At 50.5% G+C, this 15489-nt stretch carries 13 protein-coding genes and 1 rRNA gene; 11 read left to right on the plus strand and 3 right to left on the minus strand.

Annotated features, from left to right (window positions below; all coding sequences use genetic code 11):
- The first annotated feature begins 134 nt into the window (after positions 1-134).
- Positions 135-250, plus strand: a 5S ribosomal RNA gene (gene rrf, locus ACLQ3M_RS01835).
- 785 nt (positions 251-1035) lie between these two features.
- Positions 1036-2322, plus strand: coding sequence for an O-acetylhomoserine aminocarboxypropyltransferase/cysteine synthase family protein (locus tag ACLQ3M_RS01840; protein WP_411676003.1), 1287 nt, complete (start codon positions 1036-1038; stop codon positions 2320-2322).
- A gap of 81 nt (positions 2323-2403) precedes the next feature.
- On the opposite strand, the gene ACLQ3M_RS01845 is transcribed toward ACLQ3M_RS01840, so the two are convergent.
- Together ACLQ3M_RS01845 and ACLQ3M_RS01850 are read right to left on the minus strand one after the other, a co-directional pair.
- A complete protein-coding gene (locus ACLQ3M_RS01845; RefSeq protein WP_411676004.1) occupies positions 2404-3075 on the minus strand; it encodes a class I SAM-dependent methyltransferase in 672 nt (223 codons plus the stop codon).
- Positions 3076-3097: 22 nt separating this feature from the next.
- Positions 3098-3943 carry a fumarylacetoacetate hydrolase family protein gene (locus tag ACLQ3M_RS01850; RefSeq protein WP_411676005.1) on the minus strand — a complete coding sequence of 282 codons (846 nt, stop codon included), beginning with the start codon at positions 3941-3943 and terminating at the stop codon, positions 3098-3100.
- Between the two features lie 187 nt (positions 3944-4130).
- On the opposite strand from ACLQ3M_RS01850, the gene ACLQ3M_RS01855 reads away from it, so the two are divergent.
- The 7 genes from ACLQ3M_RS01855 (at position 4131) to ACLQ3M_RS01885 (ending at position 12565) form a co-directional block, all read left to right on the plus strand.
- The gene (locus tag ACLQ3M_RS01855; RefSeq protein WP_411676006.1) at positions 4131-4775 is read left to right on the plus strand and encodes a LysE family translocator; all 645 of its coding nucleotides are present in this window, start codon (positions 4131-4133) and stop codon (positions 4773-4775) included.
- A 324-nt stretch (positions 4776-5099) separates the two neighbouring features.
- Positions 5100-5939 carry an adenosylmethionine decarboxylase gene (gene speD / locus ACLQ3M_RS01860; RefSeq protein WP_411676007.1) on the plus strand — a complete coding sequence of 280 codons (840 nt, stop codon included), beginning with the start codon at positions 5100-5102 and terminating at the stop codon, positions 5937-5939.
- Positions 5936-7384 carry an aminotransferase class I/II-fold pyridoxal phosphate-dependent enzyme gene (locus ACLQ3M_RS01865; RefSeq protein ID WP_411676008.1) on the plus strand — a complete coding sequence of 483 codons (1449 nt, stop codon included), beginning with the start codon at positions 5936-5938 and terminating at the stop codon, positions 7382-7384. Before speD ends, ACLQ3M_RS01865 begins: the two co-directional genes overlap by 4 nt.
- A 2-nt stretch (positions 7385-7386) precedes the next feature.
- Complete coding sequence (speE, locus tag ACLQ3M_RS01870) at positions 7387-8256, plus strand: polyamine aminopropyltransferase (RefSeq protein WP_411676009.1); 870 nt, start codon at positions 7387-7389, stop codon at positions 8254-8256.
- Positions 8257-8277: 21 nt separating this feature from the next.
- Positions 8278-9477 (plus strand): saccharopine dehydrogenase family protein, encoded by a 1200-nt coding sequence (locus ACLQ3M_RS01875; protein WP_411676010.1) that lies wholly within the window; start codon positions 8278-8280, stop codon positions 9475-9477.
- A complete protein-coding gene (gene nspC / locus ACLQ3M_RS01880; RefSeq protein WP_411676011.1) occupies positions 9477-10625 on the plus strand; it encodes a carboxynorspermidine decarboxylase in 1149 nt (382 codons plus the stop codon). The genes ACLQ3M_RS01875 and nspC overlap by 1 nt, the downstream gene beginning before the upstream one ends.
- Before the next feature lie 182 nt (positions 10626-10807).
- Positions 10808-12565 carry a methyl-accepting chemotaxis protein gene (locus ACLQ3M_RS01885; protein WP_411676012.1) on the plus strand — a complete coding sequence of 586 codons (1758 nt, stop codon included), beginning with the start codon at positions 10808-10810 and terminating at the stop codon, positions 12563-12565.
- 60 nt (positions 12566-12625) lie between these two features.
- Here ACLQ3M_RS01885 and ACLQ3M_RS01890 read toward each other — a convergent pair whose 3' ends face one another.
- A complete protein-coding gene (locus ACLQ3M_RS01890; RefSeq protein WP_411676013.1) occupies positions 12626-12808 on the minus strand; it encodes a hypothetical protein in 183 nt (60 codons plus the stop codon).
- Positions 12809-13157: 349 nt separating this feature from the next.
- Between ACLQ3M_RS01890 and spoIVB the strand changes: the two genes are divergently transcribed.
- Both spoIVB and spo0A read left to right on the plus strand, forming a co-directional pair.
- Positions 13158-14393 carry a SpoIVB peptidase gene (gene spoIVB / locus ACLQ3M_RS01895; protein WP_411676014.1) on the plus strand — a complete coding sequence of 412 codons (1236 nt, stop codon included), beginning with the start codon at positions 13158-13160 and terminating at the stop codon, positions 14391-14393.
- A gap of 108 nt (positions 14394-14501) precedes the next feature.
- A complete protein-coding gene (gene spo0A, locus ACLQ3M_RS01900) occupies positions 14502-15278 on the plus strand; it encodes a sporulation transcription factor Spo0A (protein WP_411676015.1) in 777 nt (258 codons plus the stop codon).
- Positions 15279-15489 lie beyond the last annotated feature (211 nt).

Below are 15489 nucleotides of genomic sequence, written 5' to 3' on the forward strand. Positions count from 1 at the left end.
GGTAACGTGTTCAGCTTGGCAGTACTAATAGGCCGAGGGCTTGACCATATTTTTGGTTCGCCCGTTCATTTCATTCCCTTTTTCTGCTTCAAGTTTTGTTCAGTTTTGAGGGTACGTTTTGTGCCCCAAAAATAGTTGGTATCGATTGCGATGAGGGTACACCCGTTTCCATTCCGAACACGGAAGTTAAGCTCATCTGCGCCGAAGATACTTGGCTGGCAACGGCCCGGAACAATAGGTGATGCCGACATTTTATAAACTCCTGCTACAGCAGCAACTGTAGCAGGAGTTTTTTTGTGACCTTTAACCCCCCCGCCTATGCCGGGGGTCTCGCCCCCCCCCTTCCGCATCGGATCGCTTTCGACTTCTGCTCGGCTTTGTGTGCGGGAGGGAGCAGGGGGTGAGAAGTACCGTTGCAAGCGTAAGAAAGCTCTAAGCGCCTTGAGGCACTGCCGGTAAAACAGGGCTTTGCCCGCATAGGAAGAACCCCCGGCTTCGCCGGGGGTAACTGTTCAAATGAAACCCCGTCTGTGATTTCGGGGTTCAGAAGAGCTTTAGCGATGAACAGAAAAGGTGAGCCAACCCACCCTGCACCCCCCACTTGATTCCCTCCCACACCAGAAAATGCTTCAACTTTCACTTTACTTCCCGTGCGGGGATTGGATAGGGGATGAGAAGCGGCTGCAAGTGTGGGAAAGCTCCAAGTGCCTTGAAGCGTTTCCAGTATGAAAAATGCTTGACAAATGCCTGAAAATAGAATAGTATACTTACATAACATATATAAATACTAATATTAAGAGAGGGGCTTTCAAGATGGATTTTATGCACGGCAGAAGTAATAAGAAAATGATGCGAGGAATGTGCGGCATCCTGTGCTTTGCTATGCCCGGAATGCGTCAGGCCCGATCTGTTCTGTTATTGTAAATGCTTTTGCAAACAGAATAGAAAACCGGGCCGTCAGAAATGTTTCTGCCGGTCTTTTTTATATCTGTTTTAAGGAACGAAAACAGCAATGATTAAAAAAGGAGTTAAGTTATGAGCAACAGAGAATTTGGCTTTGATACTTTACAGGTGCAGGCAGGGCAAGAGCCGGACCCGGCGACGGGTGCCCGGGCGGTTCCGATTTATCAGACGACCTCCTATGTTTTCAAGAACACAACGGAGGCGGAAGACCGCTTTGCCTTGACAGAGCCAGGCAACATTTATTCCCGCCTGACCAACCCGACAACGGAAGTCTTCGAAAAACGAATCGCCGCGCTGGAAGGAGGAACGGCGGCCATCGCGGTGGCGTCCGGTGCGGCGGCCATCACCTATGCTGTTTTAAACCTTGCCCAAAGCGGCGATGAAATCGTGTCCGCAAGCACGCTTTACGGCGGAACTTACAGCCTATTCGCTCATACGCTGCCGAAATACGGGATTCATACCGTATTTGTAAATCCGGATGATGTCGGCAATTTTGAAAAGGCGATTACGCCAAAAACAAAAGCAATCTATTTTGAAACACTCGGAAATCCTTCCATTCATATCATTGATTTCGATGCGATTGCGGAAATCGCGGAAAAGCACGGCGTACCGATCATTGTGGATAATACGTTTGCAACCCCATATTTGTTCCGTCCTTTGGAGCACGGCGCGGCGGTAGTGGTTCATTCCGCGACCAAATTTATTGGAGGGCATGGCACTTCCATCGGCGGAGTCATCGTCGAAGGCGGAAACTTCGACTGGAAAAACGGAAGGTTCCCGGGCTTTACCGAGCCGGACGAAAGCTACCACGGCATTTGCTTTGCGAATTTGGGCGGCTTCGCGTTCTGCACGAAGATTCGCGCACAACTGCTGCGTGACCTCGGCGCATGCCTGTCTCCATTTAACGCTTTCTTATTTCTGCAGGGCTTGGAAACGCTCTCTTTGCGGGTCGAGAAGCATGTTTCAAATTCAATCAAGGTAGCCGAATTTCTTTCCCAAAATTCAAAAGTTCAGGAAGTCAATTATCCTCTGCTGTCAGGGAATCCATACTATGAGTTGGCAAAAAAGTATTTTCCGAAAGGAGCGGGTTCCATTTTTACGTTCTCGGTCAAGGGGGATGTGAACACCGCGAAAAAAGTGATAGACAGCCTTGAAATCTTTTCCCAGCTGGCAAACGTGGCCGACGCGAAGTCGCTTGTGATCCATCCGTCTACGACCACGCACCAGCAGCTGACGCCGGAGGAACAAAAGGCCGCCGGCTTCGGCCCGGACACCATCCGACTTTCAGTCGGCCTGGAGGACCCGGACGACTTGATCTGGGATTTGAATCAGGCGCTTAGCAGAACGATCGTGGATTAAGTCAGTTTGAATGAAAAAGAGAGGAATGTGATCAGCGTTCTTCTCTTTTGATGTTAAATGACAAAAAACAATTGAAACAGCCTATTTTACCGCAATGACATCGAACACCTTTTCCGCTAAACTCCGTCCGTCATAAGTGTAGGAATAAATTGATTTTTGCACCTTTACGTCTGAAAAGTCGGATGTAAGGGTTTCTATTTCTTTTTCATCTGTGTAATGATGAGGAATTTCGGCTTCCCCTTCTCTGGATCCAAGAAAAGTATTTTCTTCTATTTCTCGTCCGAGTCCGTACGAGGAATCGTAGCGTGTGAGAAAATCAAAGACAAAAATGCCTCCGGGGGCAAGGACTCTGTAGATCTCTCCGGTTGCGGCAACAATGTCTCTTCTGCATGCGTGATGTAGGGCTGACATGCAATAAACGGCATCGAAAAAATTGGCTTTTTCCGGAATCTTTGTAAATGAATATTCTTTGATGGATAAAGCCGTGAACCCAAGTTTTGAGCAGTTCTTTCGTATGCTTTTACAATTGATGTCGGCGGCATAGGTATGGAAGCCATGCCTGTAAAAATAAAAGGAATGGCGCCCATCTCCGCACCCTAAATCAAGAATGCAGCCGTTTGGGACGATTAAACTCAGTGTTGCCTTTACAAAATCACTGATTTTAAATTGTAAAAAGCCGTCCGGATTCTCGATTCCGGTTTCATAGTTAGCCCAATGCTCTGAAATTCTGAAATCGGATGCCGTGAAACTCATCCCTCAAAAATTATTTTTCCGGTCATGCCATTTCATTCCAAAGGGTACCCAGCTTTTCAATGGAAACCTGAACCTCGTCCCCGGCTTTCAGCCAGCACCGCTTTTCTTCCGGCATCCCTTGAATCACGCCGGAGGGCGTGCCGGTAAAAATCAGGTCTCCCGGCTTTAACGTCATGTACTGAGAAATGTAACTGACAATAGTCGCGCAGTCGAAAATCATGTCACACGTGTTGCCGGACTGGCGCAGTTCGCCGTTGACGCGGCTCTCGATTCTCAAAGACTGCGGGTCGCCGATTTCATCCGCCGTTGTGATGCACGGTCCGACGGGTGCAAAGCCGTCGCAGGTTTTGCCAAGGAGCCATTGATGCGTGCGGAACTGCAGATCGCGCGCGGAAAGATCGTTGCCGGGCGCATACCCGAATACGCAGGACAACGCTTCCTGTTTCGGAATGTCTCGCGCCTCTTTGCCGACGACGATGACCAGTTCGGCCTCGTAATCGAATTGCTCCGCCGTATTGGGAAGGGAAATTCTCTGCCGGTGGGCGGCAAGTGCATTGTTGTATTTGTTAAACAAGACCGGGTATTTTGGAATCTCCATCCTGATTTCGGAAGTGTGGTTCCTATAGTTCAGGCCGACGCAGAGAATTTTTTCCGGCTTTGTAACGCACGGAAGATAAGCGATTCCCGGTTCCGGGACAGACGCCGCGCCAGAGCCGGCGAGCCGGCGCAGAGTTTGCAAAGCGGCGTCACCGCCTGAAATGACCTCCTCCATGGACGACGGGGCTTTCCCGCCCGACGCCTCGGCGCACGCAGTCGATGATCCCTTTTTCCGTCCGGATTCCGAGCCGCTGCTCCCCGCTGCGCTCAAACCGCATCAGTTGCATCCTGATTCCTTCCTTATCGTTACTTGATTTGCCGGCAGATTCCGGCTGATTTGTTTTCCATTATAGCATGTTCCCGAAGGCCGTTCAACGTTGGAGCGGACCGGTTCCGGTTGAGTTTGGTCCCCACATATGCTATAATAGCAAAATACACCTTGAAAGCAGGTGAGGAAAATGATTCGCGGCGGCTTGGCAAAGTTGGTAATGCAGGGGCTTCGTTTCGGCATGCTGCTGCAGCTTTCCATTGGGCCGGTATGCCTTCTGGTATTTCAGACTTCCCTCGGCCGCGGATTCCGGCGGGCGCTGCTGCTGATTCTAGCCGTCGCCCTGGTTGATGCCGCGTATATCGGGCTGGCCGTGGCCGGTGTTTCCGCGCTGCTCAGGCGAAACCGGGTGCAAAAAGCGGTTCGCCTGTTCGGCGGCATCATCCTGATTGTATTTGGCTTAAATCTGGCCCTTGGCGCGTTTCATTTTCAATTGCTGCCGCAAATATCTCTTTTTTCCGTTTCAAACGAGTCAAATCTTTTTTTTCAGGGAATCCTGTTAACGGCTTCCAATCCCTTAACCATCGTATTCTGGAGCGGAGTTTTTTCAGCAAAAGTTGCCCGGTCGGATTCCGGCACGAAGAATCTGCTGCTTTTCGGGTCGGGCTGCGTATTGGCGACGCTGTTCTTCCTGGGTGCCGTGGCGGCTTTGGGCCGCACCGTCGGATCTTTTTTGCCGCCCACTGTCCTGACGGCCTTAAACGTGTCAGTAGGCGCTGCAATCATTGCGTTTGGGGTGAGAATGACAGTTTCCCCCGTGAAAGACAAGTCGTAATCACTTTTGCAGGAAGATACGAAGGCCGGCTCCGGAAACGGGGCCGGTATTTTGCGGTTCCGGAATGCGCGCTTCCATCTGTTCATCTGATGAATCTTTAAATTTTATCCCGCAATCCGAGAAATTCCCTTGACTATTAGGGATTTCTGTATATAATATATATTGATTTTTTACAGTGAATTTATCAAGAAAAACATGAAAATCAAAGAATTACGAAGAATTTTTAAGCTAAACTTGTGAAATTCATGGAATACAATGATTTTTCAGTGGTTTTTTTGAAAAAATCATGATTTTTCTAATAATAAATAATTTTGGAAAGGTCGGGTGTTACGGTTGGAAAACAAGCTGAAACTCTACGGTTTCAACAATCTCACCAAATCGCTCAGCTTTAACATTTACGATGTCTGCTACGCAAAAAGCGCGCGGGAACAGCGCGATTATATTGCTTATATAGACGAACAGTACAACTCGGAGCGCCTGACCGATATCCTTTACCACGTGACGGAGATGATCGGCGCGCAGGTGTTGAATGTCAGCAAGCAGGACTACGATCCGCAGGGGGCCAGCGTCGCATTTCTGATCGCCGAGCAGGCGTTTCCGCCGGACCAGATCGACAGCTCCTGCAATCTGGGCCGCGGCGTTCTCCGCGGCCCGGGCAACGAGGTTGTGGCGCATCTGAATAAAAGCCACGCGACCGTGCACACTTATCCGGAATATCACCCGGACAACGCGATCGCGACGTTTCGGGTGGACATCGACATTTCCACCTGCGGAGAGATTTCCCCGCTCAATACGCTCAATTACCTGATCGGCAGCTTCGACTCCGACATTATCACGGCGGATTACCGCGTGCGCGGCTTTACCCGTGATTTCAGCGGCAAAAAACTGTTTATCGACCACAAGATTGCGTCCATACAGGATTACATCGACGCCAAAACTCTGTTAAAATACGATGCGATTGATGTCAACGTTTATCAGGCGAATCTGTTTCATACGAAATTATTGATTAAGGATATTGATTTGCAGAATTATTTGTTTAACACGGATGTTTATGAGCTTCCGCCGAAGCTGCGCCTGACCATTACGGAAAGCCTGCGCAGAGAAATGATCGAAATTTTCAGCGGGGCAAACGTTTATGACGATTCCACGGGGGCCGATCATTGACGGGGCAGGAGCGGGCTCCGCTGCTGGAGGCCCTGAGCCGCTTTAAGGATATGCGCATCGTTCCGTTTGACGTACCCGGCCACAAGCGCGGCAGGGGAAACCCCGAACTCAGGGAGTTCCTCGGTGAAAAATGTCTGACGGTTGATGTGAATTCGATGAAGCCGCTGGACAATCTCTGCCATCCCTCCTCCGTCATCCGGGAGGCGGAAGAGCTCGCCGCAGATGCTTTCGGAGCGCACCATGCCTTTTTCATGGTAAACGGCACGACCTCCGCGGTGCAGAGCATGGTCATGAGCGCCTGTAAAAAGGGTGAGAAAATCATTATGCCGCGCAATGTGCACCGCAGCGCGATCAGCGCGCTGATTCTGTGCGGAGCGGTTCCGGTTTACGTCAATCCCGGCATTGACCGGCGCCTTGGGATCTCTCTTGGAATGTCGCTCGGCGACGTAAAGAGGGCAATCGAGGAAAATCCGGACGCCAAGGCCGTCTTTGTCAATAATCCGACCTATTACGGGATTTGTTCCGATTTACGATCCATTGTGAAGCTGGCTCATGAACACAACATGCTTGTGCTGGCAGACGAAGCGCACGGCACGCATTTTTATTTTGGGGAAGGGCTTCCCGTGTCCGCCATGGCCGCGGGCGCCGATCTGGCGGCGGTGAGCATGCATAAATCGGGCGGCTCCCTGACGCAGAGTTCCCTTTTACTTACCGGCCCGGCGGTGGACGAAAGTTATGTTGACCAGATCATCAATCTGACACAGACCACCAGCGCCTCTTATCTTTTGATGTCGTCGCTGGACGTTTCGCGCAGAAATCTTGCGCTGCACGGCGTGGAGACGTTCCGCCGCGTCATTGCCATGGCGGAATACCTCCGCGCGGAGATCAACCGCATCGGCGGATATTACGCGTTCTCGCGCGAACTGATCAACGGAGAAAGCGTTTTTGATTTTGACGTGACCAAGCTGTCTGTTCATACGCTGGATATCGGTCTTGCCGGAATCGAGGTATACGACCTGCTCCGCGACGAATACGACATACAGATTGAATTCGGCGACATCGGCAATATTCTCGCCTACATCTCCATGGGGGACCGGTCGCTTGACGCGGAACGGCTGGTCGCGGCGCTTTCTGAAATCAAGCGCCGCTACGAGCGTGACAAATCCGGTTTGCTTACGCAGGAATACATCAGGCCCCAGGTGGTCGAAAGGCCGCAGAAGGCGTTCTACGCCGAAAAGGAGCCTGTTCCGGTGGAACAAAGCGCGGGCCGCATCAGCGGGGAATCCGTCATGTGCTATCCGCCGGGAATTCCGGTGATCGCGCCGGGGGAAAGAATTACCCCTGAAATCGTGGAGTATATCCTGTATGCGGATGAAAAGGGCGCCATGCTGACCGGAATGAGGGATGTAAGTTTGAAAACGATACAGGTTATGAAGGAGGGTTGACGATGGAATTGTGGTTTACCGAAAAACATACGGAGAACGTCCATTTTTCCATTAAGGTCGACCGCCAGCTGTACAGCAGTCAAAGCGAATTCCAGCGGATCGATATTTTCGAATCCCCGGAGTTTGGCCGCTTTTTGACACTGGACGGCTTTATGATGCTGACGGAAAAGGACGAATTTGTCTATCATGAAATGATCACTCATGTGCCGATGGCCGTGCACCCGCACGCGAAACACGTTTTGGTCATCGGGGGCGGGGACGGCGGCGCGGTGCGCGAGCTGACGCGGTACCCCGGTATTGAGCGGATTGACCTGGTGGAAATCGACCGGGAGGTTGTGGAGGCCTGCAAGGCATATTTGCCGCAGACCGCCTGCAGACTGGACGACCCGCGGGTGCACATTTATTTTGAAGACGGACTTCGCTATGTTCGCGACATACGGAGCGAGTACGATTTGATTCTGGTGGACTCGACCGACCCGTTCGGGCCGGGGGAGGGCCTTTTTACCAAGGAATTTTACGGCAACTGCTGCAAGGCGCTCCGGGAAGACGGAATTCTGGTCAATCAGCAGGAAAGCCCGTTTTACCGCAACGACGCGGTCGCCATGCAGCGAGCACATCAGAGAATCGTGCAGTCATTTCCGATCAGCCGCGTTTATCAGGCGCACATTCCGACCTATTCCTCCGGTCATTGGCTGTTTGGATTTGCCTCTAAAAAATACCGCCCGGTGGAGGATTTAAATGCGGAGGAATGGAATCGTTTGGGTCTTGCGACCCGATACTATAATACAAAGCTGCACATCGGCGCGTTTTCGCTGCCGACCTATGTGAACGGCCTGCTGGAAAAGGTAGAGCCGCTTAAGGAAGAAGAGTAGGATAAAGGAGGTACTTAGAGAATGGGGAAAGCACTGATCATCGGAGCGGGGGCCGTGGCAAGCGTTGTGGCCCACAAATGCTGCCAGAACCCCGATGTTTTTGAGGAAATCTGCATCGCGAGCCGCACCAGGAGCAAATGCGACGCGTTAAAAAGAGAATTGGACGGCGGCAGAACGAAAGTGGAAACCGCGCAGGTGGACGCGGACAAGGTGCCGGAGCTTGTTCAATTCATCCGGGAGGTAAAGCCGGACATCGTCATCAATGTGGCTTTGCCGTACCAGGATCTGACCATCATGGACGCATGCCTGGAAACAAAGGTGGACTACCTTGACACCGCGAACTATGAGCCGCCGGAAACCGCGCATTTCGAATATAAATGGCAGTGGGATTACCGGGACCGCTTTGAAAAAGCGGGCGTTACCGCGGTGCTGGGCAGCGGCTTTGACCCCGGCGTAACCGGCGTCTTTTCCGCCTATGCGCAAAAGCACTATTTTGATGAGATTCACTCTATCGACATTGTCGACGCGAACGCCGGCGACCACGGGTATAAGTTCGCGACGAACTTCAATCCGGAAATCAACATCCGTGAAGTCAGCGCCAAGGGCAGCTACTTTGAAAACGGGAAGTTCATAAAAACGGAACCGATGGAGATTAAAAGAGTATACGACCTGCCGCAGATCGGCCCAAAAGACATTTATCTGCTGCACCACGAGGAGCTTGAGTCCCTCGCGCTGAATATGAAGGGTATCAAGCGTATCCGCTTCTGGATGACATTTTCCCAGAGCTATCTGGACCACCTCAGGGCGCTCGAGGACGTCGGCATGACGTCGATTGAGCCGATTGAATTCGAGGGAAAACAGATCGTGCCGCTCCAGTTCTTGAAAGCAGTCCTGCCGGACCCGTCCACCCTCGGCCCCAGAACCAAAGGCAAAACCAACATCGGATGTATTTTTCAGGGTGTAAAAGACGGAAAAGAACGTACCTATTACGTTTATAATATCTGTGATCATCAGGAATGCTACCGCGAGGTCGGCAGCCAGGCCGTCGCTTATACGGCCGGAGTTCCGGCGATGATCGGCGCGATGATGGTTCTGACCGGAAAATGGAAAAAAGCGGGCGTTCACAATGTGGAGGAATTTGATCCCGACCCGTTCATGGAGGCGATGAACCGGTGCGGCCTTGCCTGGCACGAGGATTTCGCGCCGGAGCTGATCGACTGATGCGGCAGGAGGCAGGGTTTGACCCGATGATTCCGCCCACCCCGTGCTATGTGGTTGACGAGCAGCTGCTGACCCAGAACCTGAGAATTCTCGACTCCGTCCGGAAAGAGACCGGCTGCCGGATTTTGCTGGCGCAGAAAGCGTTTTCGATGTTTTCCGTCTATCCGCTGATCGGGAAGTATCTGGACGGCGCGGCTTCCAGCTCTCTGTTTGAGGCACGGCTCGCGCGGGAAGAGATGGGAAAGGAAGTCCATATTTATGCGCCGGCCTATCGGGACGACGAATTTGGGGAGATTTTAAAATACAGCGACCATATCGTGTTCAATTCGTTCAGCCAATGGGAAAAGTACCGCGCGGCAGTGCGGGAATGCCCGCGGAAAATCAGCTGCGGAATTCGGGTCAATCCGGAGTATTCCGAGATTGAAACCGGTATTTACGACCCCTGCGGGGAATTTTCCCGCTTGGGGGTTACGCTCTCAAACTTCCGGCCGGAAGAACTGGACGGGGTTGAGGGACTTCACCTTCATACCCTGTGCGAACAGGGCGCGGAAACGCTCGACCGTACGCTGCGCGTATTTGAAGAGAAATTCGGCCGGTTTTTATCCGCGATGAAATGGGTGAATTTCGGCGGCGGGCACCACATTACAAAGCCGGGGTACAACCTTGCATTGCTGAAAGACTGCATCCGCAGGGTGCGGGACAAATACGGCGTGCAGGTTTATCTGGAACCCGGAGAGGCAATCGCGCTGAATACGGGCTTTTTGATTTCCACTGTACTGGACGTAACGGAAAACGGGATGGGAATCGCCATACTGGACACCTCCGCGGCATGCCACATGCCGGACGTCCTTGAAATGCCCTATCGACCGGAAATTGTGGGCGCGGGCCGGCCGGGGGAACTGCCGTTTACGTATCGTCTGGGCGGGCCGACCTGCCTGGCGGGAGATGTGATTGGAGATTATTCCTTTCGGGAGCCTTTAAAGCCCGGCGACCGTCTGGTGTTTTGTGACATGGCAATTTACTCCATGGTGAAAAACAACACGTTTAACGGGATCGGTCTGCCGGCGATTTTGCTGTACGGCGAATCCGAGGGCTTTCGCATGGTGCGGCAGTTCGGCTATGAAGATTTTAAAACACGGCTTTCCTGATAAAAGGAAGTAAAGCGCTCTTGAAAAAGGGCGCTTTTTTTGGCCTAATTACATAATTTTTTTAATTCTCCGATTGATTGTTAGTTCCGAGTGGCGCGTGATATGATAAGAAAACAGTCATTTATTTACAAATTTAATTACATATTTTGGGGAAAAAAGTAAAACAGCAAAGGATTTTGTTTATGAAACAAAACAGAGCATTACAAAAAAGCAACAAGTTTAAGAAAAGACTACAGCTTCGCGGCAAGCTGATCCTGATGGTCGGTTTGCTGCTCTGCGCAACCATGCTGGCGCAGATGGTTCTTACTTATTACAAGCTTGACCAGAGCTACAATAAATCCATTCAATTAATGAAAAGTGATTACGACACGAACATTCGCAGCGAGACACAGACGGTTGTCAGTCTGCTTCAAGCGGTTTACGACCGTTACCAGAACGGGGAGCTTACTCAATCACAGGCCGTCACAAACTGCGTCTCCATCATTCGCGCCGCAAGCTATAACGGGGAGGATGGCTATTTTTGGGCAGACTCCGCCGACGGCGTCTGCGTCGCCCATAAAGATCCGAAATATGAGGGTCTTCAACGCATGAATGATCAGGATCAGCGCGGGACTTATTACATTAAAAATCTGATCACGGCCGGAAATCAGACAAACGGCGGATATTCGGAGTTTTATTTTGCGAAGCCGGGTGTGGCCCAGCCGGTACTAAAACGCGCTTATACGATGGAATTTAAGCCTTTTCATTGGTATATCAGCACCGGGGTGTATGAAGACGACGTCGATGCAATGGTCGCTGATTTTAACCGGTCAAGGCTCATTACGTTAGCGGAATTGACGGTGCTGACGCTTCTGGTTACCCTGCTCGCCATTCTGCTTGCCGCAAGGATGGCAAAAAAAATTACCCAACCGCTTCAGACGACGACGGAACGGCTGCGCCTTCTTTCCACAGGGGATCTCACGACACCGGTGCAGCCGGTTCGCTCAGGGGATGAAACGGAAACGCTGTCCATCGCCTGTGAACGGACGGTACAGGCGATGCGCGCCATGATTGAAAATATCACCGACTATCTTTCCCATATGGCTCAGGGCGATTTTACGCAAGAGATTAACGTCGATTACATTGGGGACTTTCTCCCGATCCGTGATTCTATGGAGGAAATCGGCAGATCGCTGAACGATGCATTCCGGCAGGTCCGCCAGTCCGCGGGGCAGGTTTACGCGGGTGCGGAGCAGGTTTCCGACGGTGCGCAGGTCTTATCCCGCGGGGCTGCGGAACAGGCGGCAACTTCGGAACAACTAACCGCGTCCATGGAAGAAATCTCAGAAAAGGTATCGGAAACCGCGGGCGCCGTTCGGAAAATTACGGAATATATTAAAAACGCCACGGACAGTATGGACGAAAGTGACCAAAAAATGAGGCAGATGCTTTCTGCAATGGAGGAAATCAGCACGTCCTCCGGCGAAATCGAAAAAATCATCAAAACCATTGACGATATCGCGTTTCAGACGAATCTGCTCGCTTTGAATGCCTCTGTTGAGTCCGCCAGGGCGGGAGAAGCGGGCAAAGGATTTGCAGTGGTCGCACAGGAGGTTCGGGAGCTTGCCGCGCGCTCCGCGCTGGCCGCAAAGCAGAGCACTGAGATGATCGGCCGTTCCATTGAAACCGTGCGGCATGGTTCACAGATCGCGGAGGAAACCGCGCATGCGATTCAGGAGGCGGCGGCAAAGGAGGAGCGAATCAGCCAAACGATTCGCGGAATAGAAAAAGCCTCTGAAAAAGAGGCCGAGGCGATTACGGAAATTTCCCGTGCGGTGGAACAGATCTCCTCAGTGGTTCAGTCGAATTCGGCCACGGCGGAAGAAAGCGCGGCTTCCAGTGAGGAACTGAGTGCACAGGCGGAACTGTTGGACCGGATGGTTTCGCGTTTCCGGATTTGAAAGCTAAACTAGAAGAAAAAGCGGCAGGCGGCCCTATCAGGGCCGCCTGCTTTTTTATTTCTATCTTTTTTCCTTTAATTGTTCCAACTGATCATGAAATTCCTGTTCAGAAAAATTTTGTTTTAACAGTTCTTGCTGTGTTTCTTCCGGCAAAGACAAAAAATAGCTCTCATCGGCATCCTGATTAACAGGCAGCCCCATGCCGAACGGATAATTTTGATAGCCGTAATGATTTGGAATCATACCCAGTCACCTCCCACAGAGTAGTGTTCCCGTGAGAGAGAAAACCGTGTCTGGTAATATTGGCCTTCCAAAGAATGCACACCGGCTGAAAAATTTTCAAAAAAATGATTGAGAAAGGAATTTCAGGCAGAAGTTCGGTAAAAATACATTTGTATATAAAATGCCGTTTTTAGACTGAGATATTCATTTTTCATCCATGTTTATTTGTTTCCACCTTTTGAAATATCCGGTACGTTTGGCGACGAATGGAGAAATCCTATTTCGTTTTCCGTTTCTTGGAAAATAAAAACAGATTTGACAACATAAAAAACCTTTCTTGTGAGCAGAGTAATATTGCGGCGCAAGGGAGGTGAAATTTTTGAAAAAGTTAATTTCAATGCTTACCGCATCCGCCGCCGTCCTGGAACTTTTGCTGGCAGTGGTTCTTTTAACGGCGGATTACTTTACTCCCAATTCCTACACCGTGACCAACGGGAGCCATCTGGAGTGGCTGTCCGGTGCGATTACGGTTGTCGGCGACAGTGATGTGACAGCCAGCGCAGGCGTCCCATATCCAAAGACCTATCAGGGAACCATGATGCTTTACAATGTGATTCCCATTAAAGCTGTGGACGTCAGCATTGTCGACCAGACCTGCGTCGTGCCCTGCGGCACACCGTTTGGAATAAAAATGTTTACAGACGGCGTGGTCATTGTAGGGCTTGCGGATATTCAGACCTCAGACGGCTCCGTGAATCCCGCCGCGCAGGCGGGACTGAAAATCGGGGATGTCATTACAGAAGTTGACGGAAAAAAAGTCGACGCCAACAGCGAGGTTGCAAAAGATGTGGAAAACTGCGAGGGAAAAAGCATACGGTTTTCCATCCGGCGCAACGGCACCCTGTCCACTGTGGTACTAAAACCTGTTCGGTCCGAAACCGATGGGCTTTACAAAGCTGGTCTTTGGGTACGAGACAGTACGGCAGGAATCGGCACCTTGACTTTCTATGATCCGTCAACCAAAAGTTTTGCAGGGCTGGGGCATGGAATCTGCGATTCTGATACAGGCGAACTAATGCCGCTTTTAAGCGGCGACATTGTTCCGGTTACCATTAACGGTGTTACAAAAGGTCTAAAGGGAAAACCGGGAGAACTTCGCGGATATTTTACCGACAGCAACGCGATGGGCCGACTTGTTGCTAATGTCACCACCGGTGTTTACGGGTATCTTGAGTCCGTGCCTGAAGGCAGCGCATTGAAGGTTGCCATGAAACAGGACGTCAAAACAGGAAAAGTTAAAATTCTGACTACCATTGACGGGGGGATTCCCAAGTATTATGATGCAGAGATAGAAAGAATCGACTACAGAGATCAGGTTCAGAGTAAAAATCTTGTCCTTCATATTACTGACAGCGGATTAGTCACCCAGACAGGCGGTATCGTTCAGGGAATGAGCGGAAGCCCAATTATTCAGAACGGCAAATTAATCGGTGCCGTTACGCATGTCTTTGTCAACGATCCTACGCGCGGGTATGGGGTATTCGCGGAAAATATGCTGGTTGAAGCGAAAACGGTTGAATCCGCCGCAAATTCGAAAGCATCTTAAAATATTTATTTTTTTCCCCTAAAAGTAAAAAAATATCATCTATCTATTGCCAAATTTTCCAATATATGGTATTATATCGCTATAATAAATCAATTAGGGGGATCAAATATGGAAAAGCGTATAAAATTGCTCATAGCAAATGACAGCACGGAGTTTCTCAACGATTATGGTCGAGTTTTTGAAAGTTCTGGGTTGGAAGTGAGTTATGCGCAGAAAGACGGAATGAAGCTTCTTGAAAAAATCGAATCGGTTCGGCCTGATGTGGTTCTGGCGAATTTGTTTATGCCAAGGCTGGACGGAATTGGTGTCATGAAAGCAATCCGGACCAAAGTCCCCGGAGCAAAACCTCTTTTTGTGATTGTCTCAAATTTTACAAGCCCGACGTTGGAGCGTGAGGTAATGATGTCAGGCGCCGCGTATTTTGCGATTTCTCCGTTTGATGCCGCCGATTTGGCGGAACGGATCGTTCAGCTTTGCGGAATGAATGGTCTGAATATTCCGGTAAAAAGTCAGCCGGTTTCGGGTACGGAGCCTTCGCTTGAGATACAGGTGACTGAGATCCTTCACCAAATCGGTGTTCCGGCGCACATCAAAGGCTATCACTATCTGCGCGATTCCATTATTATGGCCATTGAAACTCCCGATATTATAAATGCAGTGACAAAGCAGTTGTACCCCAGCGTGGCAAAAAGATATAATACCACGGCGTCCCGCGTGGAACGAGCCATTCGCCACGCGATAGAGGTCGCCTGGGACCGCGGGGATGTTGACATTTTGAATTCCTATTTTGGATATACAATCCACAATACAAGAGGAAAACCAACAAATTCCGAATTTATCGCTATGATTTCGGATCGGCTCAGGCTTCATATGAAGACGGCTTGATCCGAGTGAAAAGAGACCGCCGGCAATCGCCGGCGGTCTCGATTTTTTAAATTTTCATACTAAATGGGGCTGTTGCAAAACGAAAGTTTTGGGGCAGCTCCTTTTTCTGTTGAAAAGTCAGCGATTTCGATATTTTTGTTGAAAATTCTGCGAGATAAACGGTCAAACAGACACGGCAGTGCTAAGCTCCGCCTTTAAGCATCGCATAAAA

The sequence above is a fragment of the Caproicibacter sp. genome (assembly GCF_046707225.1).
Taxonomy (GTDB): domain Bacteria; phylum Bacillota; class Clostridia; order Oscillospirales; family Acutalibacteraceae; genus Caproicibacter.

Coding starts and splice junctions, on each gene's coding strand:
- ACLQ3M_RS01840 (WP_411676003.1), top strand. CDS start 1,036: ATGAGCAACAGAGAATTTGGCTTTGATACTTTACAGGTGCAGGCAGGG.
- ACLQ3M_RS01845 (WP_411676004.1), bottom strand. CDS start 3,075: ATGAGTTTCACGGCATCCGATTTCAGAATTTCAGAGCATTGGGCTAAC.
- ACLQ3M_RS01855 (WP_411676006.1), top strand. CDS start 4,131: ATGATTCGCGGCGGCTTGGCAAAGTTGGTAATGCAGGGGCTTCGTTTC.
- speE (WP_411676009.1), top strand. CDS start 7,387: ATGGAATTGTGGTTTACCGAAAAACATACGGAGAACGTCCATTTTTCC.
- ACLQ3M_RS01875 (WP_411676010.1), top strand. CDS start 8,278: ATGGGGAAAGCACTGATCATCGGAGCGGGGGCCGTGGCAAGCGTTGTG.
- nspC (WP_411676011.1), top strand. CDS start 9,477: ATGCGGCAGGAGGCAGGGTTTGACCCGATGATTCCGCCCACCCCGTGC.
- ACLQ3M_RS01885 (WP_411676012.1), top strand. CDS start 10,808: ATGAAACAAAACAGAGCATTACAAAAAAGCAACAAGTTTAAGAAAAGA.
- ACLQ3M_RS01890 (WP_411676013.1), bottom strand. CDS start 12,808: ATGATTCCAAATCATTACGGCTATCAAAATTATCCGTTCGGCATGGGG.
- spo0A (WP_411676015.1), top strand. CDS start 14,502: ATGGAAAAGCGTATAAAATTGCTCATAGCAAATGACAGCACGGAGTTT.